The following is a 22324-nucleotide window of genomic DNA, read 5'->3' on the forward strand; positions in this document are numbered from 1 at the left end:
CGATTTATTATGAAGCTGTTTGCATTGTCACCCATGACGATAGCCATTGCTCTGGCCACCACCATTTCTTTACCTGCGTTTGCACAGGAGCCACCCGATGCTGGCCTGATCTACCAGGAAAACCGACAAGACACACTTCAGCCGCAACGCCCTTCAGTTGATATTCGTCTGGAAGGCCAAGCACTGTCCGAGCGCGAGGCTGGCGGCCCTGAGGTTGCAATCAACCAAATCCAGTTCAAGGATAATACCGCTTTATCAGCAGAGGAACTGTTAGCCGCACTGGGCGAAGGTGTATTTGAACAAACCTACGACTTGTCCGAACTGCAGGCTTTGGCCAACCGCATCAGCGAACTTTACCGCACGCAGGGCTACCCATTCGCACGGGCCATATTGCCAGCGCAAACGCTGGACAATGGCACCTTGCTGATCACTGTAATTGAGGGGCACTACGGCAAGGTATCTGCCTCTGGTGAACCTGCGCTGGCCGGCACGGTTGGAAAATTCCTGGAACCGCTGGCACCGGGTGACGTCATTGAGTCCTCTGCAATGGAGAGGACACTGCTGATCGCAGGCGACCTGCCGGGGCTGAACATTGTTCCTGTGATGCGTCCCGGACAAGACTATGGCACTGGCAATCTGGATGCTCAGGTTGAACAAGGTGACCGGTTCACTGGCCGAGTGGGTGTGGATAATCATGGCAGCCGTTACTCCGGTGAGTACCGTACTCGAGCGGACCTGCAAGCCAACCGCCTACTAACCGTTGGCGACGAGCTGAGCATAGCTGCCCTTTACTCCAGTGAGGACACCTGGCTCGGCCAGCTCAGCTACTCTCTCCCACTAGGTTACTCGGGGCTACGCGGTACAGTCGGTTATGATTTTACCGATTACACGCTCGGCAAGGGCTTCGAAGGCTATACCGGCACTGCCGAAGTACTATCAGCCGGGCTGAGCTATCCGCTGATCCGCACCCAGCGAAGTAATCTGAGTTTTTCAGCTACTTACCAGCAAAAAGACCTGGACGATAACGCTGATTTCATCGGCTATACTAAAGCTACTGAAAGCCGCTCACTGCCGCTGGCACTTCAATTCGATCATCGTGACAATCTATTTGGGGGAGGCATTAGCTACGGCGCCGCTACCCTGACGCCCGGCAACCTTGAAGCAGATCAGACGGCCGCTGTCGGTAACGATTATGGGTTTACCAAATTGAACCTGGATGTCGCGCGGCTGCAAAGGCTGACATCGCAGTTGACGTTGTTTGGTCGTTTCAGTGGTCAATGGTCAGACCAGCGTCACCTGGATGGTTCCGAAAGCTTCTATCTCGGTGGCCCTAACGGCGTACGCGCTTTCCCGGTGGGTGAAGGGTCTGACAGCCGAGGCTGGCTGGCTCAGTTGGAGCTGCGTTACAACCTGGATGGTGGGCTAAGCCCTTACTTGTTGGTTGATGGCGGCCGAACTCTTAACGGTGGCATCGACGAAGGCGACGATCGGAGCCTATCAGGGGGAGGCTTCGGTCTAAAATACAACTCCAATGATTGGAGTGTCGATCTTGTGTCAGCCTGGAAGCTCAGCGGCGGCGATGCTCAGTCGGATGAGCGTCAGAAAGACCCACGATTCTGGTTCAGTGTTGGCTATCGTTTCTAACAATATAAGGCGGCAGCACGAAACGCGGGCTGCCGCCTACTCAACTATCTCGGTAATGGTTCGTAGCTCTTTTCGGATCTGCCCTTATGAGTTTGGACGGTGATAGAGACAGGTATCGTCAGTATCAACTTACTCAACGCAGCGCATGGCCATGAAAAGGTTTGGGTTGTGGGGCTGGATCAAGAAGATTCTCCAAGGCGACGGCAATGGCTAATAGCCTCGAATCGGTATTTCCTGGGCCGTTTAATTGCAAGCCAAGTGGCAAGCCATCCGAATTTATCCCCATTGGTAGAGTAATGGCGCACCAATCGAAATAATTGGCAGGCTGGGTATTGCGTGTCATACCCATTGCCGCCTGCATCGCCATGTCAGGGTCCTCTAGTTCCTTCAGCTTCTGCGGTGGCGCCTGAGTGGTCGGGCTGACAATTAAGTCTACTTGATCAAACAAAGATTTAGCCGCCTCAATATGACAGTGCCGTTCTTCCGCCAGTGTTAAGTAGTCATGGGCTTTGATACCAGTACCCTTATCAATACGTGCACGAATAATAGGGTCTACAAGCGCTTTATGGTCCAGAAAGAACCCTTCTCCTAACCATGCGAGCAATTGAGCGGGCATGGCAACAGGGAAGTAACGCTCGCGTCCATCCACATTGGGTATCTGTAGGGAAACCTGCTTTACACCACTCGCTTCAAACCCTAATAGGGCATGTTCAAACGCGTTTTGCATTTCTGCATCGATACCCTCAAGGAAGTAATTGTCTGGCACGCCCAATGTAAGTTGACTAGGGGTTATCGAAGCGTGATGGGTTTGAGATGACGGATTGATTCTGGCATTCAACGCATCGAAGGCAATGGCAGCATCCTGAGCGGTTCGAGTGAGTAAGCCGATGGAGTCGGTGTTGGGTTCAAGAGGAAAGGCACCGTCAGTGGGCCACAGGCCTACCGTGGTCTTTAAGCCGAACAAGCCGCACATCGCTGCCGGCACTCTGACGGATCCTCCTGTATCGCTACCGATAGATAAACCACATAAACCCGCGGCGAGTGCGACCCCGGCGCCTGAACTTGACCCCCCAGGCAGCCGATGGTGCTGGTCATCCCACGGATTCCAGGGCGTACCACGAGAGACGGAGTGTCCCGTTATCCCGAGCGCAAACTCGACCATCCGAGTGGTTCCCAGAATGACGCAACCCGATGACTTCAACGCACGGATGAAGGTTCCTTCTTGCGTGCCCAGCTTGTCCTGAACAGGTAGGTTGGAGCCTGCATGCGGGGTTATACCATCGATAACAAACAGATCCTTAACTGAGACCGGAAGCCCCATCAGTGGCCCTAAGTCGACACCATTGGCCAGCAGCGTATCCATGGCGCGAGCCGTGGCTAGAGCACGGCGGGCGTCCACTGTTTCATAGGCGCAAAGCAACGGATCCAATATTTCGATACGGGCTAAATACGCGCTCACCGCTTGTTCTGAGGTGATTTCACCTCTGCGCAGCGCGGCGGCAAAGCCAGTGATGCCTAGTGACGCCACTGGATCCGAAGGGATCGTCATGAAAACTCCTTATTGAATAAATGAGCGACCAGATTGGTACATGACTGAGTAAGGGGGCGTACCGTTTATTGAGGTTGTCTTGCAGCCGTTAGCAAGCTTGGTCTATACATAATTAGTCGTGAATAATCGAAAAGCCACTAAAAAATCGACATAAATTGTTTTATAGATCTTGGAGGGAGAGAAAACAATGAAGAAATTGATCGCTGCCGCTTCCATGGCCCCCTGGCTTCTGGCGGCCCCCGCCGTATTCGCTGATATCGAAGTTGGTGTCATTAACAGCTTGTCGGGTCCCTTCGCCGCCTTTGGTGAGCGCTATCAGGCAGGAATGGAAGTCGCGTTGGAGGAAATCAACGAAGGCGGTGGGGTGAGGGGAGAGCCTCTGGCGCTGGTCGTGCAAGATGATCGTTCTGAAGCTACCAGTGCGTTGGCAGCGACCGAGTCACTTAATCGACAGGATGTTCCTTTGATTATGGGCTCTTATGCATCAAGCATTACTGGGCCGATGGCACAGCTAATGACCCGTCAAGAGATTCCGCTCATTGTGCTCGGTAGCGCAGACAACAGTATTACCAAACCAGGTTCACCCTGGGTATTTCGTGCCAAGCACAACTCAACGATTGTGGCAGAGAGCTATTTCGACTATTTCGATTTTCTACGCGAACAAGACGATAGCTTGGAAACCGTCGCCATGCTGTATGGCAATGGGGCTTGGCCGGCGTCATTGGCCGAAGAGGGCGCACGTTTAGCCGAAGAGCGGGGCTATGAAATCGTGGGCGACCAATCTTACGATCAAGGCACCTCTGATTTTAGACCCATCCTCAACCGTTTCCGCTCCGAGGAGCCTGACCTGCTCTATGTGGTTGCCTACGCTGAAGATGGGGTCGCTATTGCGCGTCAGATGCGCGAGGTAAACCTCAATCCCAAAGCGGTGGCTATCGACACCGGTGCCGCCTTGCCTAGCTTCGTCGATCAGGTGGGTGATCTTGCCGAGTATGTGGCCACTGTGGTGAGTTGGAGTAAGGATGTTCAGTACGAGGGCGTGGAAGATCTCTATGAACGCCTTAAGGCTAAGACGGGCGAAGAGCCTACCTTCTACGAAGCTGAGGGTTATCTGGCACTTCGTGTGGCGGCCGATGCACTTGAACGTGCCGACTCCCTTGAGCGTAGTGACGTCAGAGATGCACTAGCTGAAACCGACCTGGATACACCGGTCACTCATGTTGTGTTTGAAAGCTTCGATGGTTTTCAAGGACAGAACCCGATTCGCAGCCTTGTATTGCAGATCCAGGACGGTGAGCACGTCACCGTATTCCCAGCCGACCTGGCTGCTGAGGAAGTTCGTTACCCAACACCGGCGTGGGACGAGCGCTAATCGGGACGCCTGCATGGCACAACTAGAGAGATCATGATGTTTGACTATGTATCTTTTTTGCAAAACTTGTCTAATGGGGTATTGATCGGTGGGGTCTATGCGCTGATTGGGGTAGGGCTAACGCTGGTGTTCGGGGTAATGAAGATAATCAACTTCGCCCACGGGGACTTCGTTATTCTGGGCATGTATTGTGCCGTGTTGCTCAACTCCCTATTGGGCTGGGATCCTTATCTGTCTCTACTTGTTGCCATGCCACTTGGGTTTATGGCCGGGGCATTACTACAGCGATTAGTGCTCTCCCGCTTAATGGAAGCACCGCCAGAAAGCTCGCTCCTGGTCACCCTTGGGCTAGCCTTGGTTATCGGCAATATATTGTTACTGACCTTTGGCGCCGAGCCCAAGTCCGTCAATGTGTCGTATGCCTCCAGTACGGTTTCCCTTGGGGATGTCAGCTTCTCAATGATCCTGCTGCTTGCTGGCCTGGCAACGCTGGTGGTGATTGCCGGCCTCTATATGGTACTCAACTATACGGAACTGGGCCGTGCCATTCGTGCTACTGCCGACAATCGCTTGGGTGCTGAACTCGTGGGTATCAATACCCGTTGGATCGAAGCCGTGGTCTTCGGTATTGGCATGGCACTGGCGGTTACGGCAGGTGTGGTGCTGATTCCGCTACTGTTTGCCACGCCGACATTTTCAGGTGCCATTTTCACGCTCAAGGCCTTTGTGGTCACCGTGTTAGGGGGACTGGGTAATATTGGGGCTGCTATCGCCGGTGGGCTATTGCTGGGAGTGGTAGAGGTAATGGGGGCTTCATATCTTACATCGGACTACCGAGATGCCTACGGGCTGTTGGTGTTCTTGTTGATACTGTTACTACGCCCCGAGGGCCTGTTCGGTAAGACGGTGAAGCGCGTATGAAAAAGCATTACGTCATTTTTGTCGGATTGCTTCTGGTGGGTATTTTCTATCCACAGTTGTTTCCCGGCTATCTATCGGTAGCCATTACCTTACTGTTATACGCTGGCTGGGCCACCGCCTGGGATATCCTGGGTGGTTGGGCCGGTCAGGTGAGCTTAGGCCATGCTAGCTTCGTAGGACTCGGTGCCTACTTCGTTGCAGTGGGGACATCCCATCATGAAATTGCTCCCTGGTGGGCGGTTCTGATGGCACTGTTCGCTGCCTCTCTGGTGGCCTACCTATGGGGGCGCCTGACGTTTAAGCTCAAGGGGCCTTACTTCACACTCTCCACCATCGCCATTGCTGAGATCTTTCGACTGATCGCCATTAATGAAGGGTGGTTAACCGGCGGTGCGACTGGGGTCTTTATCATGACACTGCCGGAGCCCTTCGGACTGGATCTCTTCTCTCGCCAGGTCAATTACTATCTGGCGCTGGCATTTGCGGCGATAACCGTCTTGGTAGTGATGCTTATATCGCGCAGCAAGTTCGGCTACCAGCTGCGTGCCGTGCGAGAAGACGAAGATTCCGCCATGGCGTCGGGCATTAACCCCACCACTGTCAAACTGAAAGCGTTCATGCTATCGGGTGCATTAACGGCACTGGGAGGAGGTATCTATGCGATCTTTCTCTCCTTCATCGAACCTCACATCATTTTTTACCTGCTGCTGTCGGTACAGATCGCCTTAACGGCCATCATCGGAGGGCGGGGAACCATCTGGGGGCCATGCATAGGGGCGCTGCTGGTCGTAGGGTCGGGTGAGATATTCCGGACGACGTTCGCAGAGGCCAATATGTTGATTTACGGCTTGTTAATCATGGTCGTTGTTATCTTCATGCCTCGTGGCATTGTTGGCGAGCCAGCGCGTTATTTGATTAGGAGGGTTTATGCCAAGCGCGCTCAGAGCTGATGGCATCACCGTAAAGTTCGGTGGTGTCGTCGCGGTAAATGATGTTTCGCTGGATGTCGAGCAAGGCAAAATCCTTGGTTTGATCGGGCCGAATGGAGCAGGCAAGACCACATTATTTAATGCCCTAACGGGCTTCGTTACCCCCCAGGCAGGCCGCATTTACTTGCACGGGAATGAAATCACCCGACTTCCTCCGTATATGCGCACACGTATTGGTATTGGACGTACGTTTCAGACGGAAAGGCCTTTCGAAGAACTGACATTGCTTGAGAATGTCTTGGTGGCGGCCTTTCTAAAGGAGCCCAAGCGCAAGAAAGCCGAAAGATTGGCCATGGACGTCCTAGAAAAAGTGGGCCTAGCCGACCGATACGACCAACCCGCATTGGATCTGAACTTGGCCAGACGACGACGCCTTGAACTCGCCAAAGCACTGGCCGTCCAGCCCAGTGTTCTGTTCCTTGATGAAATGATGGCCGGCCTCAATCCACCCGCACTTAAAGACATGATCGGTTTTGTGCGTCAATTGACTGACCAGAACCTGACTATCGTGATGGTGGAGCACATCATGGAAGCCATCATTGCCTTATCGGATCATGTGATTGTGATGGCAAACGGCAGTGTGATTACCGAGGGTTTACCACATGATGTGATCGAGAATCCACGCGTCATTACCGCCTACCTGGGAGAGGACTGATGGCAGAACATGCGGCTACTGTGCTAAATGTCCAAAACGTCGATCTTGGGTACGGTTCATTAAAGGTGGTTTTCGATGCCTCTTTGTCAGTTAGTAGCGGTGAACTGGTGGGATTGATCGGGGGTAATGGCAGCGGTAAGTCGACGATCCTTCGAGCAGTTTCAGGGATGATCAAACCCTGGAAAGGAGCCATTCATTTTGCTGGGCAAGATGTCTCCGGGCGTAAGCCGTATGAAATGGCGAGATTGGGGCTCGCTCATGTGCCGATGGGGCGTCAACTGTTCGGCAATATGACGGTACACGACAACCTGTTGCTGGGCGCTTCATTGCCCTCTGCGCGTGAGCGCCGCGACGAGAACCTAGAGAAAGTTCATAGACTGTTCCCGGATCTTAAAAAATACGAGCGTGAAAAGGCCGCGCAACTTTCGGGGGGGCAACAGCAGATGGTAGCGATTGCTAGGGCGCTCATGCTTGGCCCCAAGATGCTACTGCTGGATGAACCAAGCCTGGGATTATCGCCTCTATTGGTCAAGGATGTGATGGCGGCAATACGCCGAGTAGCCGACACCGGCATGCCCATTTTGTTGGTCGAGCAGAATGTTAAACAGGTACTACAGGTGAGCGATCGAGCTTACGTACTGGAAAATGGCTATCAAGTTCTGGATGGGCCGTCTAGCGAACTGCAAAACAATGAAAAGATTAAGAAGGCTTATCTCGGGCTATGATAGAGGAAGGAGTTAACACCTAAAACTGGCAGGCTGCCGTTAGGGAAGTTACATAGCAAATCGCTATTTTGGCTAGTTCTGTGAGAAATCCACACATTTTATGTGGGCATCTCATCTTTATATTAGCGCTGCCAAAAGAGGCACATATACCGAAAAGCATCTGTGATTTGCTTTTCGGTATAGCGTGACTTTTTCATAATGTGATTTCCATCAACCAAGGTTAGCTGGAAATCTCGTTGAGTTCATGGTGTTTTAGTTTTGGGAAAAGAGCAATCGACGCCTAGTTTGAAAAAATCATTTTCCATGTCGATGACAAAAAGAGCAGTTTTATTGAAGTTTTTTAGTTCAAATTTCATTACTCATTCCTTCTTAAATGTCTGCAGGCTTAATGGGAAATATTTTTGAAGGAGTTAAGGCATTAAGCCAGGCAGCCAGAGCGCTATTGCAGGGAAGAATATGCACAGAGCCAGCCCAGTGATCTGGAGAAGGACAAAGGGGATGATCGAACGATAAATAGTGCCGATTCCGATCTTACCTTCTGTAATTCCTTTAAGGTAGAACAGCGCGTATCCAAAGGGCGGAGTGAGGAAACTCGTCTGCAGGTTTATGGCGACCAAAATGGCAAACCAGATTAGAATGGCTTGGTTGCTTAGCCCCAATCCGAAATCTAGAATTTCTACCACCGGTGCCACTAGGGGGAGAACTACAAAGCTGATTTCTATCCATTCGAGGAAGAACCCGAGTACGAAAATTAGTCCCATTATTAGCAGCAGCAAACCATAGGGGCCAAGCCCCGTGCCGGTGATCAAGGCCTCGATCATATAATCGCCACCCAACCGCTTGAAGACGACAGAAAAACAGGTAGCACCGATCACGACGAACAGAATCATCGCCGATGTGCGGGCGGTCTCCTGTACAGTTTTACGCAGCGTGTTCCAACTGATACTGCGCATCAACAGCGCAAGGATCATGCTGCCCAGTGCACCGATTGCCGCAGCTTCTGTTGGCGTAGCTATTCCTGCCATGATTGAACCCAATACGGCAAAGATCAGTACGCATGGGCCAAATAGGTCTCGCGCCAAAGCCAACACGAGAGGAGATGTGTCAGTGTCGATTGCGTCTGGGTCCGGCAGTGGTGCCCATTGGGGCTTGATACGAGCGATGACTAACAGGTAGGCAACGTAGAGGACGCCGAGCAATAGCCCGGGTATTAGCGCGGCTTTGAATAAATCACCTACCGATACTTGAAGTATCGAGCCCATGAGTACGAGCATGATGGAAGGTGGGATGAGAATCCCGAGCGTACCGGAAGCCGCTATCACCCCACAGGCCATCTCTGGGTGATAGCCTTGCCGCATCATCACAGGTAACGCTAGAAGGCCAAGCATGACGACCGATGCACCGATAATACCCGTACTGGCAGCCATCACTACGCCTAGAATAGCGACGGAAATGGCGAGTCCACCGGGCGTCCGCCCGAATACACGCTGCAAGGTTAGCAGTAGTCGCCTCGCCACGCCGGAACTCTCAAGCATTAGGCCCATAAACACGAAGAGCGGGATGGCGATCATCAACCAATTCTCGACCACACCACCGTAGATACGTGATCCTACTGTGGCCAAGAAAGGAACGGGAATGCCGCCGATGAAGGCGAAAATAATGCCTAGCCCGCCTAACAGGAACGCTACAGGATAACCGGTAAAAATACCGGCCAGCAGCGATACCACCATCAACATCGCCAAATAATATTCACTGATGAATTCAGCCATTGTTGACCTCGTGATCTGTCTCCGCTTTTCGCGGGTCAAGGATGATGGTTAGCTTCTCGAATACTTGACCAAGGGCTCCCAAGGCTAAGAAAACCAGAGAGATGGGAAGTATGGCCTTGATCAGATAGCGATCCGTGAGTCCCCCGTAGTTCGATTTCTCCCCTGTCATGAAGGACATCGTCACGAAGTGCTTAGAAAGCCAAGCGACCAGCAGACAAAAGGGAATCAGTAACACCAAGTGACCGATCACATCCACCATGGCGCGATGACTGGGCGATAAGCGGTGATAAATCAGATCGACACGCACATGGGTATCGTGATGTAGGGCGTAGGTGCCTCCGAACAGTGTCAAGACACCGAAAAGGTGCCACTGAAGCTCAGTGATGCTGTTGATGGTCAGGGCATTTCCGAAAAGGAGCACCTTATCGTTCCAGCGAGCAATCTCGTTGATGCCAGTAGCGTTGAGCAGTACGGTCAGCAGGACAGCCGCCATCACCAGCAATACCAGCCAGCTGGTGACGCGACCTACCAACAGCCCCAGCCCGACCAAGGGTCGAGCCAGGGCGGAAGAGACCGCAGCGCCACGCTCACGCCAAGGAGCGAGAGGGGCCGTAGTCATAGTCAGTCCCCTTGGACATCTGTTTTGCTAGGAAGGGTTTGGAGGTCATGCCACTGCTGCATCTTTTCGGCATGCTCCATTAGTGATGTGTACGCTTCGTCGAACTCGGGACTCTCAGCCATTAGTTCGCTGCGCACTTCATCCCAACTATCGTGTAGGGCATTGAGAACCTCATCAGGGAAGCGACGGATCTTTACGCCACCCTCTTCCAGTTCGCGCAGTGTCTCGACCTGGGCCGGGATCACCTCATCAGCCTCTTGCTGGATATTGGCCTGACAAGCGGTGCGGATCTGTCCTCGCTGAGCATCGCTGTAGCCATCCCAGACGCTCTGGTTGATGAGCAGGGCGAGCCAGCCCGCCCCTTGCTGCCAACCGGGGAAATAGTAATACTCGGCAATCTCGTCCAAGCCCATCGCACTATCAACTTGGGGAATTGAGAACTCGGCGGCATCAACCCGACCACGCTCGAGAGAGAGGTATACCTCGTTCCCAGGAATTAATTGTGTTGAAGCGCCGAATTTGTTCAGCACCTGTGCGCCCAGCCCGGAAATTCGCATCGACAGACCGTTCAGGTCATCGGTGCTGTTGATTTCCTTGTTGAACCAGCCGCCCGGCTCTTGGGGCAGGTAGGAGCAAGCCAGGAACTTGACGTTGTAAGGGTCCAGCGCCTTCTGCAACAGCTCGCTTCCTTCGCCAGCAGACGTCCAGGAGAACACTGCCTCTGCGGGTGGGCTGAATGGTAGAGCGCCATAGAGGTTAGCAATGGGCAAGTTGCCGGAAAGATAGGCGATGCTAGTCCAGCCGGCGGGGATGGCACCAGACGAGACAGAGTTAAAGATCTCAAACGGAGGTACGAGTTCGCCCGGATCATGGACTGCGAACTCAAACTCACCTGACGACATCATTTTGATTCTTTCGGAGATGTTCTTGGCGCTCTGGCCAAAGAGGTTCTGAGTCGAGTAGGCACTCGCGACATCTAGCCTTTCGCTGGCGTGGGCAGTGCCCACAGATGCTGCAGCTATAGCGACTGCTAGCGGGATGATGCGTGCGGTGATTGATAAGTGTCCAAAGGTCTTTGTAGTCATCTCACAGCCTTTTTATGTCTGAGTATGTTTGTTAGGCCTTGAAAGGATTACAACCGCTGCAATCTAGAGCAATTACTTAATAGGTTTGAAGTTATGCTTTAAAGGTTTGTCTTGTTCAATTCTTCGGATGCTCTTACATAAAGTTTTTCTTTTTTCCTTTTTAGACAGATCGGCCCATTGCCTCTGTGGTGCTAATGGAAAACTTCGTGGCGTAAATACATTTAGTAACACCTTAGTTTTATAGACTAAAGGTGTGTGCGTCAGAGTGATAACAAGCCCAGGATGGCCCGACGTCACCCCCTGATTGAATAAGCTACTAAATGACTTTTTGCTGGAGATAGAGGTGATTTGCGAGAACTCATAATGTGATTCTTTAGTATCATGTGCTAAAGGGTGACGTTGTGTTTTCCTAATAGGTATAACAAAAGAGTGCATTAGTATGGATTATGGTGTTGCAGGTAATCTTTGAGAGTTAACTGTGGCTTTTCTAACTATGTCTACAAGCTCTATATTTGGTACATAAGTTTAATCCCATAAAGGTACCCATCTCAGCAATTGATACTTGCGCCTTACGCTTCGTTTGTAGGTTATTCCTACTTAAACCGGTCATCTGGCTCGTTGCTAGGCATGGCATAAACGTCTAAGTGGCTACTGAACTTCATCTTGGGCTTTACATTTTATCTCATTATCTTGCAATCGAATCCTGGCTTAGCAAGCTGCAATGGAGTTATGGATATCGATAGCCAAAAAATAACTGACTTGATGTCAGTCAATAGCCCTTAACTTCCTTGATATGATAATGCAAAGGGTGTGTTTCTTAAAAAGATTAACTATTTGTTTCTAAAGGCTTTTAAGAGTTGCCTTTGTTTTTTCAACAAACTGATTAGGTATGTTCCCCAACCTGATAGGTATTGGTAGCGCGATAATTCAATCGCAACAATCACCTGCACTGTCATGACTATGCAGGTAAATAATATGTCGCAAATTTCAGAGGTAGCTGGCCGGGAATCCAATACGGACATCGCTGCTTTTAAGCCTATTTCCCTTGTCCTGGGCATTCTCGTTAGCCTGGGTGTTTTCTTTCTGCTGCCCGAGACGTTGACTTTCAATGCTCGTCTCGTGGCGTCGATAGCCATGCTGATGGCCATTTGGTGGATGACTGAGGCGATCCCTATTCCGGTTACCTCGCTACTGCCCTTGGTTCTTTTCCCCTTCTTTGATATTGCCTCGGTAGGTGAGACAGCGTCGCCCTATGCTCACAGCATCGTGTTTCTAGTGCTGGGAGGTGTCCTGTTGGGCTTGGCGACACAGCGCTGGAACCTCCATCGACGCTTTGCGCTACTGACAGTGCTGGCAGTCGGCACCAAGCCCGCTCAGATCGTTTTTGGTTTAATGTTTGCTAGCTGGTTTATCACTATGTGGGTTAGCAATACTGCTACGGCGGTCATTATGGTGCCGATAGGTGGCTCTATTATTGCCTTAGTAAAGTCGCTGGGTAACGGCGATGACACACCGAAATTCTCAGCGGCCGTGCTGCTTGGCATTGCCTATGCGATTACCATTGGTTCCATGGCGACGTTGATAGGTCAGCCGCCTATGGCTTTGATGCGTGCTTATATGGAGAACGCTCATGGACTAAGTATCGGTTTTGGCCAATGGATGCTGTTGGGGGTGCCTTTCTCCACCACGATGCTGGTTGCGGCCTGGTTCGTGCTTAATAAGATTGTGTTTCGAGCAGAAGTTGAGGATATTCAGGGCGGCCGCGCCATGATTGAGTCTGAACTCAAGGCCATGGGGCAGCTCTCAGCGGAAGAAAAACGAGTATTGATGGTTTTTGCCGGTGCTGTATTTTTCTGGGTTTGTGTGCCGCTTATCGGCAAAATCCCAGCTGTACAGGCAGCATTTCCGTGGTTATCGAATATCAACGACACTAGCATCGCCATCCTGGCGGCTATATTAATGTTCATAATTCCTGCGACGAAGGGGCAGGGAGCATTGCTGGAATGGTCGTCTACCCGTGATGTACCTTGGGGTGTGCTGATTCTGTTCGGAGGGGGGCTGACCCTTTCTGCACAGTTCACTGCCACCGGGCTGAGTGTCTGGATCGGTGAGAGCGTGTCGGGTTTAGCCGGTTTTCCTCCGATTTTGATACTTGCCTTTACCGCGCTGGTGATCATTCTATTAACCGAATTGACCAGCAATACGGCTACAGCAGCTGCCTTCTTTCCGATTATGGGAGCCATCGCCGTTGGTCTGGACATTGATCCCTTCCTGATGACCATCGTGGTGACTTTCGCTGTTAGCTGTGCCTTTATGTTGCCGGTGGCGACACCTTCCAACGCTGTCGCCTTTGCGACGGGAGACCTGCCGATCAAAAACATGATACGCGCAGGCATCTGGTTAAATATGATCGGCCTGCTAGTAATCATCGTGGCGCTCTACACCATCGTTCCACTGGTATTCGATGTCTCTTTCTAAGGCGGGGTTGGAGAGTTTGCGCACTTTTTAGCCGAGAGATTAATGTTGCACAAAAGCAATAATAATTTGGGAAAAGCACTATCGTGGTGCGGAAAATAAAAAATGCCATGTCTTTTTGATAATACAAAAGTTTAATAAGAAATTTAGGCTTTTGATTTAAATATGTTTTTAATAGATTGGTCCGTTCTTTGCCATGTTTAATAAACGGCTTTTTTGGGTATTTACTTTACTTTTCATGTGATGTTGAATGTTTCTGTCAGTCTTTCGCTGACAGCAACATAACAATAAATGGAGATGACAACGGATGACTATTAAAAAGCAACTGCGGCCCACAGCAGCCCAATATCGGAAGATGACAACCCATCTTGGTACTCTGTGTATCGGTGTATTTTTCAGCACGTCTGCAATCGCTGATGAAGTCTTACGATTTAGCCACTCCTATACAGAAAATGATGCTCGCCATGAATGGGCCCAATTTATTGCTGACAACGTTTCGGAGAAGACGGATGGCCAAGTAACTATTGATATTTTTCCCAACCAGGAAATTTCCCGTGCTCAAGCTCAGCACAGCGCGCTACGTCAGGGAAGAATCGATCTGACCATTTATCCACTGCCGTGGCTGGCTGGGATGATACCTTTAGCCGAAATTGGTGCACTCCCCGGTTTAGTGACGGTCCCCACAGATGGACTGGTATGGCGTGACAGAGCCATCTGGCCCATGTTAACCGAGGCTGTCGAAAGCACAGGAGCGATACTGGCGGGTTCAGGCTGGGCAATGGCCACCATTGGCAGCACTGGCGAAGCTGTAATATTGCCAGAGGATGTTGACGGCTTGCGAATGCGGGGGCTGGGAGCTGCTTCTGAACAAATGTTGAATTCCAATGGAGCAACAATTACTTCTTTGCCAGCGTCTGAGCTTTACCAGGCCCTTCAGACAGGGGTGCTAACAGGGGTGCTAACTCAGTTTGCCTCTTTTGAGGGTTACAACCTGGAAGAAGTTATTGAGCATCTGCAAGTAGGGCCTGGCTACATCGGCGGCATGCATACCATCTTGCTTTCTACAAATATGGAACAGAAGATTGGAAGTGAGCACTTTGACCTGGTTATGGAAGCTATTCAGGAATCAGAAGTTTGGTTTGCAGAAAAGATGATTGAGGATAGCCAGCGTATCGCCGAAGAGTTTGAGAGTGCCGGAGTACAGGTGCACGAACTTTCAGAAGAGGAAGTGGCTGCCTGGGTTTCGAATGCTCGCGATACTGCTTGGCCCTACTTCATAGAGCGAGTCCCCGAAGGAAAAGCTGCATTGGAGGCTGTAGAGACTCCCCTCTGACACTAGTCCCACTTTTATCATAATAAGGAAGAAATCTTCGGAATACTTCCAAGTTCAGGACTTGTGCTCAACGAGGTAAGAATGCTTATTTTACTTAATCGCCTAAGAGTCTGGCTTGATAGACTGAACTTCCTGATTGGCGGTATAGCGGCATGCGGCATCTTATTTGCCTGTGGTGCTATTACCTGGGCAGTGGTCGGACGAGGCTTGTTCGGTATGAATACGATTTGGGAGTTGGAGGCTAGTGTTTATCTACTGATCTATGCTGCTTTTCTGGGGCTTGCCTACTCTGATCGTGCTGGGAGCCAGATTGCTATTGATATCCTGCGTGTGCGCTTCACAGGCAAGGCGCGATTGGCGCATCGCATTGTTTTAGATGCAATAGCTTTGGTTCTGTTTAGCTTGTTGTTCTGGTCGTCGCTAGAGATGGTGCTTCATGCTTGGCATACGCAGTGGCGCTCCATGAGCCTATGGGGCCCACCTCTTTGGATCCCGTATCTGGCTATCCCAATTGGGACTGCCATTTTAATCATCAATCTCGTTTTGGACATCCTGATTCGACTACACGGTCAGGCTGTGCCTGCTGATGCCCTACAGGGAGAGCATTGATGGATCCGATTCTGTTAAGCATCTTGACGGTCAGCCTGTTATTGCTGCTAATTTTCTTTGGTTTGCCAATCGCCTACTCACTTGCAGTATCGACATTAATAATGATGTTGGTCTCGGGATCGGGAAGTGATGCATGGTACATCGCTGAATATACCTTTCAGTCGCTGGACTCCATTGATCTTATAGCCGTGCCCATGTTCATCTTCATGGGCACGATCATTGCTGTTAGTCCCGCAGGAAAGGATATCTACCGAGCTCTTAGCCTAGTATTGCCCATTCCGGGAGGATTAGGGGTGGCCTCAGTGGGGGGCTGCACTGTGTTTTCGGCTATGTCCGGTTCATCACCTGCGACTGCCGCAGCTATTGGATCTTCCGCCATTCCTGAAATGATCTCTCGGGGCTACCCACCAGCGCTGGCTTGTGGTCTGGTGGTAGGTGGAGGAACGTTGGGCATCCTTACTCCCCCATCCATTGTGTTGCTACTCTATGGCGTGGTAACAGGGACCTCCATTGGTAAGCTATTCATGGGAGGAGTGGTGCCAGCGATCATGGTGGCGATCATGTTCTCCATGTACGTGGTATGGCACATGTGGCGTTATCAAAAGGCCAATCCTGAAGTGCTCGAAATATCTCGGCGTTATGATGAGCAGGAGGGCAAGACCAAGTATCCATTGTTACGGGTACTGCCATTTTTCCTGATGGTCGTGATGATCATGGTTGCGCTCTATGGCGGATGGGCGACGCCATCGGAACTGGCCTCTGTGGGTGCAATTGCTTCAATACTGCTTGTGTTGGTGATTTACCGTGTGACCTCCTTTGAGGTTTGGTCGCGTTTGTTGCTTAAGACAGTGCGTGATACTTCCATGGTGTTGATCATTGCTGCCTTTGCATACTATCTCGGCTCCTTCCTTTCCTATAACGGTGCTGTGACGGCGATTTCTTCCGGCCTACTCGACCTGTTTGGCAATAAATGGCTAACACTGCTAGCGGTATGGCTAATGATGTTGGTGCTGGGCACTTTCCTGCCACCTTTCGCCATTGTCGTTATTGTGGCACCCATGTTTTTACCGTTTGCTCTGGATGCTGGTTTTGACCCCGTATGGTTTGGTGTGCTTATCACGCTGAACATGGAGCTGGGTTGCATTACTCCTCCATTGGGGATCAATTTGTTTGTCGTGAAGAGCATTGCCAATAATGTCTCCATGAAAGAGATTATGAAGGGCTCCTTGCCTTTCTTCTTCATCATAGTGATTGCATCGCTGTTATTAGTGGTGTTTCCACAGATTGTCCTGTGGTTGCCGGAAACCATGTGGCGAAACTGATTGGATTGCCTGGAGGTATCAATGAACAAAAACGACCATAAGTTTATACAGCTTCGGCCGCAACGGATCGTCAAGGTCAAGGCTTGGCCGATGAATATTCCTGTCAAAGTTGAGGTGGTAGGCGTAAGCCGCACCATGCCTTTATCAGCCTGTCTTTGTGAAGTTGAGACTGAAGATGGCATCAAGGGGTATGGGTTCACCGCCATTACGGAGGAGGACGTGGTCGCTTCCGCGATCAACAATGTAATTGCACCCACGGTGATGGGGCGTGACGCTATAGCTACTGAAGCAATATGGGAAGAGCTGAGTTGGGTGCTAACACCCAGGGGGCAGTCTGGGTATGCTTCCCATGCTATTGCTGCCCTCGATATTGCACTGTGGGATATAAAAGCCCAGGCGATGGGGGTGCCGTTATGGAGGCTGCTGGGAGGAGCGCGCGAAGAAGTTCCTGTCTATACCACTTTTGGTTTCGGCTTTCTCAGCCAGGATGAACTAGTTGCCGCCGCTAAACATTGGGTGGCACAGGGCAATCGTCGATTGAAGATGACGGTGGCAGGCGAGGCCATGCGACATCGACATCGGCGAGACTTAGAAGCTGTAATTCGAGAAGACGCTGCGCGTGTGATGGCTGTACGTGAGGCGGTAGGCGATGAAGTCGACATTTATATTGATGCTAACTGTAATCTTGACCCTGTTCACGCCGTCAAGCTGGCGAAAATGTTAGAGCCGGTCAATCTTGGTTTCTTCGAAGAACCGGTATTGCAGAATGATGTTCGCCACCTGAGTGAGTTACGACGTCGCACAACCGTACGTATCGCGGCAGGTCAAAACGAAGGGCAGGCTTTTCGTTTCCGTGATTTGTTAGTAGAGCAGGCCGTTGACATTATACAGCCTAATGTAGCTATTACCGGGGGGTTTACCCAATGCATACGGATTGCTGGTATGGCGGCAGCCTTTAATACCAGCATTGCCAATGGGGGGGCCTGGCCTTTCCACAATATGCATTTACATGCTGGCCTTGCTAATGGTGGGTTGGTGGAATACCACCATCCGGCGGTACTGTTGTGTGAACAAATTTTTACTGGGCTACCTGTACCAGAGAACGGAGTGCTTGCTTTGCCCACAAGCCCAGGCTTGGGCTTTTCGCCCAATATGGACGCTGTAGAGGAATTTAGCAGAAATCCATCGGCGTCTGGAAATGGTAAAGGATAATCAGTGAAATGAAATAAGGAGGAATGATCTATGAGTACACTAAGGCCTAGGGTAGGGCTGATTGTGCCACCAGCATCCGGTGAAGTACCGCCTGAGCCGCTAGCGTTATACGGTGATAAGGTAGATTTTGTGGCAGTGGGGCTGGGTTTGGGAAAGCTTACTCCTGAAGGCTACGATGGTGTGATCGAGAGAGTTGGTGAGCTGAGTCGTTTACTTGCGGCTGATGGGGTACAGGCTGTCTCGCTTATGGGAACCTCACTTAGTTTTTATCGTGGCCCTAAGTATAATACGCAGCTTGTTGAGATCATGCAGTCGGAAAGCGGGCTGCCCGCTACTACTATGAGTGATTCGGTAACGAAGGCTTTTGACGCGTTTGGCGCCAAACGATTGGTAGTGGCAACACCATATGTATCGAGTGTGAACCGATTACTGGAGGAGTTCCTTGTTGAAAGCGGGTTCGAGGTTGTGCATCTGCATGGACTGGGGCTTGAGCGGGTCGAGGATATCCTTGCTGTGACACAATATGAGCTGCGCCAATTGGGGCTTGAGGCTATGAAAAGCGCAAAAGGGGAGGCCGACGCATTATTTATTTCTTGCGGTGGCCTACGCACGGAAGTGGTGACCAGTGAGTTGGAGAGTGAACTAAATATCCCTGTTATTTCAAGTGCATTAGCCGGTGCTTGGGGGGCAGTGCGTTTGTTAGGGCTGTCAGGCCAGGCAAAGACAGGCGGAAAACTTTTTACGTTAGGTGATTAACCACTACATAGAGGTTTGAGTATTAACGGAAATGCACGCTTCAGTTGCAACAGAGCATGTTACGGATAGAAATTAAACGTTGCCTCTAGAGCTTGCTTTGTGGCATATGGCTGCACCCTTTTGGTGCTGCATCAGGATTTGAAAGTTTACTGCAGCAGTTCGAAAGAAAGTGGGTTAAGCAACGTGCGATGTTAATTTATTGAAAAATAAGGTCATTACAAAAAAAGGAGCTTATTTTGCATTTGCTCATAGAATGCATTTAAGTATTTACTTTACTTTTCATGTGATGTTGAATGTTTATGGTGTAGGCATTTCACCTGCATTCAGCACAACAATAAAATAGAGGTAGTAACCGATGACAAGTAAACAGCAACTAAAAACTCAGGTGGCACAGCGTCGCCGGATTCTGACACGTATAAGCGGTATGTGTGCTGGGCTAGTGCTAAGCACCGGTGCGATAGCAGAGGATGTCAGCTTGAGCTATGCCTTCTTTGCACCATCCCAGACCTTTCCAGCCGTGCAAATGGAGCGCTGGGCGGAGCTGCTTAACGAGAGAACCGATGGTCAGGTATCGGTCAATACCTTCCCGGGTGGGACACTGCTAAGTGCGGCCAATATGTTTGACGGTGTTTTGAACGGTGTTGCGGATATCGGGCTCTCGGCCACATCCTACGAGCCGGGACGTTTTCCGCTGATCAATTTGGCTGGAAATCTGACTGGTATTGACGTGAATTCGCAAGTGGCTAGCCAATCAGTATACGAGCTAATCAATGAGTTTCCTGCTGATGAACTAGGCCTGGAAAACTTTAAGGTAATTACGGCGTTTACCTCTGAGCCAGGCTATCTACATACTGAAGAGCCTGTCACCTCGCTGGAAGATCTTGAAGGTAAAGAGATTAGGGTGCCGGGTGACAGCACTGCCGTCATTCAGGCACTTGGTGGTGTACCTGTGGGTCTCACACAGGCAGAAACGGGTGAAGCTCTTCAGGCTGGCATCGTTAACGGCTATGTTGGGTCGCGTGAGACATTGATGGATCTGCAGTATGCACGCAATGTGACCTACATCACTGATTACCCGCTGACCAACGTTGTCTTTGTTGCTGTTATGAACCAACAGCGATGGGATTCTTTACCTGAAAATGTTCAGCAGGAAATCGACGCCTTGGGTGCTGAAATGGCGGCCTATGCTGGCGAGTATCTAGATGAACACATCCAGGAATCCCTGCAGTGGGCAGCTGAATCCCATGATGTCGAACAGCTGTCGCTAAGTGATGAGGAAGCTGAGCGTTGGCAAAGCCTGCTTGAACCTATTAACGAACAACGCTTGGAAGAGGTTGCTGCCCAAGGTTTTCCCGCCTATGAGCTGCGTGATCGCTATCTTGAATTGATCGAAGAAAAACAATAATTGTCATCATTTTCTGGTTCGGGTACGTCTTACTTGCACCAAGCGAGTGTTTGCCATGTTGATCGGTCAGGATAGTTTCTATGAATAAGCTCAATTGGGTAATTAGCCGCCTCTTACTCTTTATAGCGGGTTCGGCATTATTGGTGATGGTGTTTCTAGTGGTAGGGAATATTATCATGCGCCAAGTCAGTTCCTCTTTCGGGGGAACGACAGAAATGGTGGGCTGGCTAACGGCTGTGGTAGTGGCATTATCGTTAGCTTACTCCCAGCTTACCAAGGCGCATATTGAGCTGGACTTGCTGGTTGTACACATGCCAGCTCGTTTGCAAAGTGTCCTCTACGTCCTAGTCACTGGGGCAAGTTTTTTATTCTTTTCCATGGTGGCTTGGAAGCTTTGGGAGTATGGCTTTAGCGCTATGCAAAGAGGCTCCTTATCACAAACCTTGCGTATTGCGTTTTATCCGATTGTTTATCTGGTGGCGTTAGGTTTTTCAGCTTTCTGCTTAGTTCTTTTAACAGACTTCCTGGGCAGCCTAAAAAAGGTGGTAACACTATGAGTATGACTCTTGTAGCTTTGGTAGGCGTGCTCTGTTTGTTTCTGCTTATTTTGTTGAGAATGCCAATCAGCTTCGCCATGTTTATGGTGGGTTTTTTTGGCATGCTTTACATGACCAGTCCTATTGCCGCTTATAACGTCATTAGTTCGGGAATCTGGGAACAATTATCCGGTTATTCACTGAGTGTCATTCCCCTATTCATTTTTATGGGTGAACTGCTATTCCGCTCCGGGATAACAGAAAAGATCTTTGCTGCTGCTTACGCATGGATAGGTCATTTCCGCGGTTCTATGGCGACGACGACCATCCTAAGCAGCGCCGGTTTTGCGGCTGTTAGCGGTTCGAATACAGCGACTGCTGCGACTGTCGGTACTATTGCTCTCCCTGAAATGAAAAAGTTTGACTACAACCGTGCTTTAAGTGCAGGGAGTGTAGCGGCGGGTGGCACTCTGGGCGTTATCATCCCACCAAGCTCTGTGTTGATTGTTATTGCACTGCAAGCAGAGCTGGCCATTCGGGACTTGTTCTTGGCCAGTATTGTTCCTGGGTTGATTTTGGTCATATTTTTCATCGCTACTATTGCACTGCTCTGTCGGCGTCGACCTGAAATGGGGCCAGCAGGTGCTCGTTCGAGCTGGTCAGCACGATGGCGTTCGCTGAAGGGGATCATTGAAGTCGGTGCGCTCTTTTCACTGGTTCTGGGGGGGCTATTTGCTGGCTTGTTTACCTCTACAGAGGCTGCTGCGGTGGGTTGTATTGGTGCGATGCTGATTACCCTTATACAAGGGAAACTCTCATGGACTGTTTTAAAGGATGCTGTCGCTAATGCTCTAAAGTCATCGGCAATGATCTTAATGCTGATTGCTGGGGCTGTCATTTTCGGACGTTTTCTTACTATCACCAGGTTGCCTTACATGGTGGGCGAATGGGCGGCGGCGCTACCTCTGCCTGCTATACTGGTTATGGCATGCATCCTACTGATCTATGTGATTGGCGGGGCTCTAATGGATGCTATGGGGTTTTTGATTATCTCAATTCCGATTTTCTTTCCTGTCGCAATTGCGTTGGGCTATGACCCGATCTGGTTTGGTGTGGTGGTATGTATCGTTACCAGCATGGGGGCTATTACGCCGCCAGTGGGAGTGAATGCTTTCATTGTAAATAGTCTGGATTCAGAGTTGCGGTTGGGTGAAACATTCCGCGGAGTAGGTTACTTCATACCTCCTTACTTACTTTGCATTGCGTTTTTGTTAGTTATACCTCAACTCGTACTGTTCATCCTTTAACGTCAACTCATAACGCCAACTCAACTGGACGAAGAATTTAA

General features: G+C 50.5%; 19 protein-coding genes. 15 read left to right on the plus strand and 4 right to left on the minus strand.

What is annotated here, in order from left to right; translation table 11 throughout:
- Positions 1-9: 9 nt before the first annotated feature.
- A complete protein-coding gene (locus ACUVOF_RS13970; RefSeq protein WP_447044947.1) occupies positions 10-1644 on the plus strand; it encodes a ShlB/FhaC/HecB family hemolysin secretion/activation protein in 1635 nt (544 codons plus the stop codon).
- A gap of 133 nt (positions 1645-1777) precedes the next feature.
- On the opposite strand, the gene ACUVOF_RS13975 is transcribed toward ACUVOF_RS13970, so the two are convergent.
- Entirely contained in the window at positions 1778-3193 is a 1416-nt protein-coding gene (locus ACUVOF_RS13975) for an amidase (protein WP_447044948.1), read from the minus strand.
- A gap of 187 nt (positions 3194-3380) precedes the next feature.
- On the opposite strand from ACUVOF_RS13975, the gene ACUVOF_RS13980 reads away from it, so the two are divergent.
- Genes ACUVOF_RS13980 through ACUVOF_RS14000 form a run of 5 tightly spaced genes read left to right on the plus strand, consistent with a single transcriptional unit; the run spans position 3381 to position 7855 of the window.
- A complete protein-coding gene (locus tag ACUVOF_RS13980; protein ID WP_447044949.1) occupies positions 3381-4565 on the plus strand; it encodes an ABC transporter substrate-binding protein in 1185 nt (394 codons plus the stop codon).
- A gap of 36 nt (positions 4566-4601) precedes the next feature.
- Positions 4602-5486, plus strand: a complete 885-nt coding sequence (locus ACUVOF_RS13985; RefSeq protein ID WP_447044950.1) for a branched-chain amino acid ABC transporter permease — start codon at positions 4602-4604, stop codon at positions 5484-5486.
- A complete protein-coding gene (locus ACUVOF_RS13990) occupies positions 5483-6436 on the plus strand; it encodes a branched-chain amino acid ABC transporter permease (RefSeq protein WP_447044951.1) in 954 nt (317 codons plus the stop codon). The genes ACUVOF_RS13985 and ACUVOF_RS13990 overlap by 4 nt, the downstream gene beginning before the upstream one ends.
- Positions 6414-7130 (plus strand): ABC transporter ATP-binding protein, encoded by a 717-nt coding sequence (locus ACUVOF_RS13995; protein WP_447044952.1) that lies wholly within the window; start codon positions 6414-6416, stop codon positions 7128-7130. Before ACUVOF_RS13990 ends, ACUVOF_RS13995 begins: the two co-directional genes overlap by 23 nt.
- Positions 7130-7855: an ABC transporter ATP-binding protein gene (locus tag ACUVOF_RS14000; RefSeq protein WP_447044953.1), complete on the plus strand. Its 726-nt coding sequence runs from the start codon at positions 7130-7132 to the stop codon at positions 7853-7855. Before ACUVOF_RS13995 ends, ACUVOF_RS14000 begins: the two co-directional genes overlap by 1 nt.
- Positions 7856-8265: 410 nt before the next feature.
- Here the strand turns inward: ACUVOF_RS14000 and ACUVOF_RS14005 are convergent, their stop codons facing one another.
- The 3 genes from ACUVOF_RS14005 to ACUVOF_RS14015 are packed head-to-tail and all read right to left on the minus strand — an operon-like array spanning position 8266 to position 11328.
- On the minus strand, positions 8266-9624 hold the full coding sequence (locus ACUVOF_RS14005; protein ID WP_447044954.1) for a TRAP transporter large permease: 1359 nt from the start codon (positions 9622-9624) through the stop codon (positions 8266-8268).
- Positions 9617-10243, minus strand: a complete 627-nt coding sequence (locus ACUVOF_RS14010) for a TRAP transporter small permease subunit (protein WP_447044955.1) — start codon at positions 10241-10243, stop codon at positions 9617-9619. The genes ACUVOF_RS14005 and ACUVOF_RS14010 overlap by 8 nt, the downstream gene beginning before the upstream one ends.
- A gap of 2 nt (positions 10244-10245) precedes the next feature.
- Entirely contained in the window at positions 10246-11328 is a 1083-nt protein-coding gene (locus ACUVOF_RS14015; RefSeq protein ID WP_447044956.1) for a TRAP transporter substrate-binding protein, read from the minus strand.
- Between the two features lie 975 nt (positions 11329-12303).
- On the opposite strand from ACUVOF_RS14015, the gene ACUVOF_RS14020 reads away from it, so the two are divergent.
- From ACUVOF_RS14020 to ACUVOF_RS14060, 9 genes are all read left to right on the plus strand, one after another.
- On the plus strand, positions 12304-13806 hold the full coding sequence (locus ACUVOF_RS14020; protein ID WP_447044958.1) for an SLC13 family permease: 1503 nt from the start codon (positions 12304-12306) through the stop codon (positions 13804-13806).
- A 304-nt stretch (positions 13807-14110) separates the two neighbouring features.
- Positions 14111-15136, plus strand: a complete 1026-nt coding sequence (gene dctP, locus ACUVOF_RS14025; protein WP_447044959.1) for a TRAP transporter substrate-binding protein DctP — start codon at positions 14111-14113, stop codon at positions 15134-15136.
- An 81-nt stretch (positions 15137-15217) separates the two neighbouring features.
- Complete coding sequence (locus ACUVOF_RS14030) at positions 15218-15745, plus strand: TRAP transporter small permease subunit (protein WP_447044961.1); 528 nt, start codon at positions 15218-15220, stop codon at positions 15743-15745.
- Entirely contained in the window at positions 15745-17067 is a 1323-nt protein-coding gene (locus ACUVOF_RS14035) for a TRAP transporter large permease (protein ID WP_447044962.1), read from the plus strand. Before ACUVOF_RS14030 ends, ACUVOF_RS14035 begins: the two co-directional genes overlap by 1 nt.
- Positions 17068-17088: 21 nt before the next feature.
- Complete coding sequence (locus ACUVOF_RS14040) at positions 17089-18279, plus strand: mandelate racemase/muconate lactonizing enzyme family protein (protein WP_447044963.1); 1191 nt, start codon at positions 17089-17091, stop codon at positions 18277-18279.
- A gap of 30 nt (positions 18280-18309) precedes the next feature.
- Positions 18310-19035: an arylmalonate decarboxylase gene (locus ACUVOF_RS14045; RefSeq protein ID WP_447044964.1), complete on the plus strand. Its 726-nt coding sequence runs from the start codon at positions 18310-18312 to the stop codon at positions 19033-19035.
- 355 nt (positions 19036-19390) lie between these two features.
- Positions 19391-20440 carry a TRAP transporter substrate-binding protein gene (locus tag ACUVOF_RS14050; RefSeq protein ID WP_447044965.1) on the plus strand — a complete coding sequence of 350 codons (1050 nt, stop codon included), beginning with the start codon at positions 19391-19393 and terminating at the stop codon, positions 20438-20440.
- Positions 20441-20520: 80 nt separating this feature from the next.
- Positions 20521-20997: a TRAP transporter small permease gene (locus tag ACUVOF_RS14055; RefSeq protein WP_447044966.1), complete on the plus strand. Its 477-nt coding sequence runs from the start codon at positions 20521-20523 to the stop codon at positions 20995-20997.
- On the plus strand, positions 20994-22283 hold the full coding sequence (locus tag ACUVOF_RS14060; protein ID WP_447044967.1) for a TRAP transporter large permease: 1290 nt from the start codon (positions 20994-20996) through the stop codon (positions 22281-22283). The genes ACUVOF_RS14055 and ACUVOF_RS14060 overlap by 4 nt, the downstream gene beginning before the upstream one ends.
- Positions 22284-22324: the final 41 nt, after the last annotated feature.

The organism is Vreelandella sp. H-I2 (genome assembly GCF_052959335.1).

Bases quoted from the DNA above. Each gene is read 5' to 3' on its own strand.
- ACUVOF_RS13990 (WP_447044951.1), top strand. From the start codon at position 5,483: ATGAAAAAGCATTACGTCATTTTTGTCGGATTGCTTCTGGTGGGTATT.
- ACUVOF_RS14010 (WP_447044955.1), bottom strand. From the start codon at position 10,243: ATGACTACGGCCCCTCTCGCTCCTTGGCGTGAGCGTGGCGCTGCGGTC.
- ACUVOF_RS13980 (WP_447044949.1), top strand. From the start codon at position 3,381: ATGAAGAAATTGATCGCTGCCGCTTCCATGGCCCCCTGGCTTCTGGCG.
- ACUVOF_RS13995 (WP_447044952.1), top strand. From the start codon at position 6,414: ATGCCAAGCGCGCTCAGAGCTGATGGCATCACCGTAAAGTTCGGTGGT.
- ACUVOF_RS14020 (WP_447044958.1), top strand. From the start codon at position 12,304: ATGTCGCAAATTTCAGAGGTAGCTGGCCGGGAATCCAATACGGACATC.
- ACUVOF_RS13975 (WP_447044948.1), bottom strand. From the start codon at position 3,193: ATGACGATCCCTTCGGATCCAGTGGCGTCACTAGGCATCACTGGCTTT.
- ACUVOF_RS14060 (WP_447044967.1), top strand. From the start codon at position 20,994: ATGAGTATGACTCTTGTAGCTTTGGTAGGCGTGCTCTGTTTGTTTCTG.
- ACUVOF_RS14035 (WP_447044962.1), top strand. From the start codon at position 15,745: ATGGATCCGATTCTGTTAAGCATCTTGACGGTCAGCCTGTTATTGCTG.
- ACUVOF_RS14050 (WP_447044965.1), top strand. From the start codon at position 19,391: ATGACAAGTAAACAGCAACTAAAAACTCAGGTGGCACAGCGTCGCCGG.
- ACUVOF_RS14005 (WP_447044954.1), bottom strand. From the start codon at position 9,624: ATGGCTGAATTCATCAGTGAATATTATTTGGCGATGTTGATGGTGGTA.
- ACUVOF_RS14030 (WP_447044961.1), top strand. From the start codon at position 15,218: ATGCTTATTTTACTTAATCGCCTAAGAGTCTGGCTTGATAGACTGAAC.
- ACUVOF_RS14000 (WP_447044953.1), top strand. From the start codon at position 7,130: ATGGCAGAACATGCGGCTACTGTGCTAAATGTCCAAAACGTCGATCTT.
- ACUVOF_RS14040 (WP_447044963.1), top strand. From the start codon at position 17,089: ATGAACAAAAACGACCATAAGTTTATACAGCTTCGGCCGCAACGGATC.
- ACUVOF_RS13985 (WP_447044950.1), top strand. From the start codon at position 4,602: ATGTTTGACTATGTATCTTTTTTGCAAAACTTGTCTAATGGGGTATTG.
- ACUVOF_RS14045 (WP_447044964.1), top strand. From the start codon at position 18,310: ATGAGTACACTAAGGCCTAGGGTAGGGCTGATTGTGCCACCAGCATCC.
- dctP (WP_447044959.1), top strand. From the start codon at position 14,111: ATGACTATTAAAAAGCAACTGCGGCCCACAGCAGCCCAATATCGGAAG.
- ACUVOF_RS13970 (WP_447044947.1), top strand. From the start codon at position 10: ATGAAGCTGTTTGCATTGTCACCCATGACGATAGCCATTGCTCTGGCC.
- ACUVOF_RS14015 (WP_447044956.1), bottom strand. From the start codon at position 11,328: ATGACTACAAAGACCTTTGGACACTTATCAATCACCGCACGCATCATC.
- ACUVOF_RS14055 (WP_447044966.1), top strand. From the start codon at position 20,521: ATGAATAAGCTCAATTGGGTAATTAGCCGCCTCTTACTCTTTATAGCG.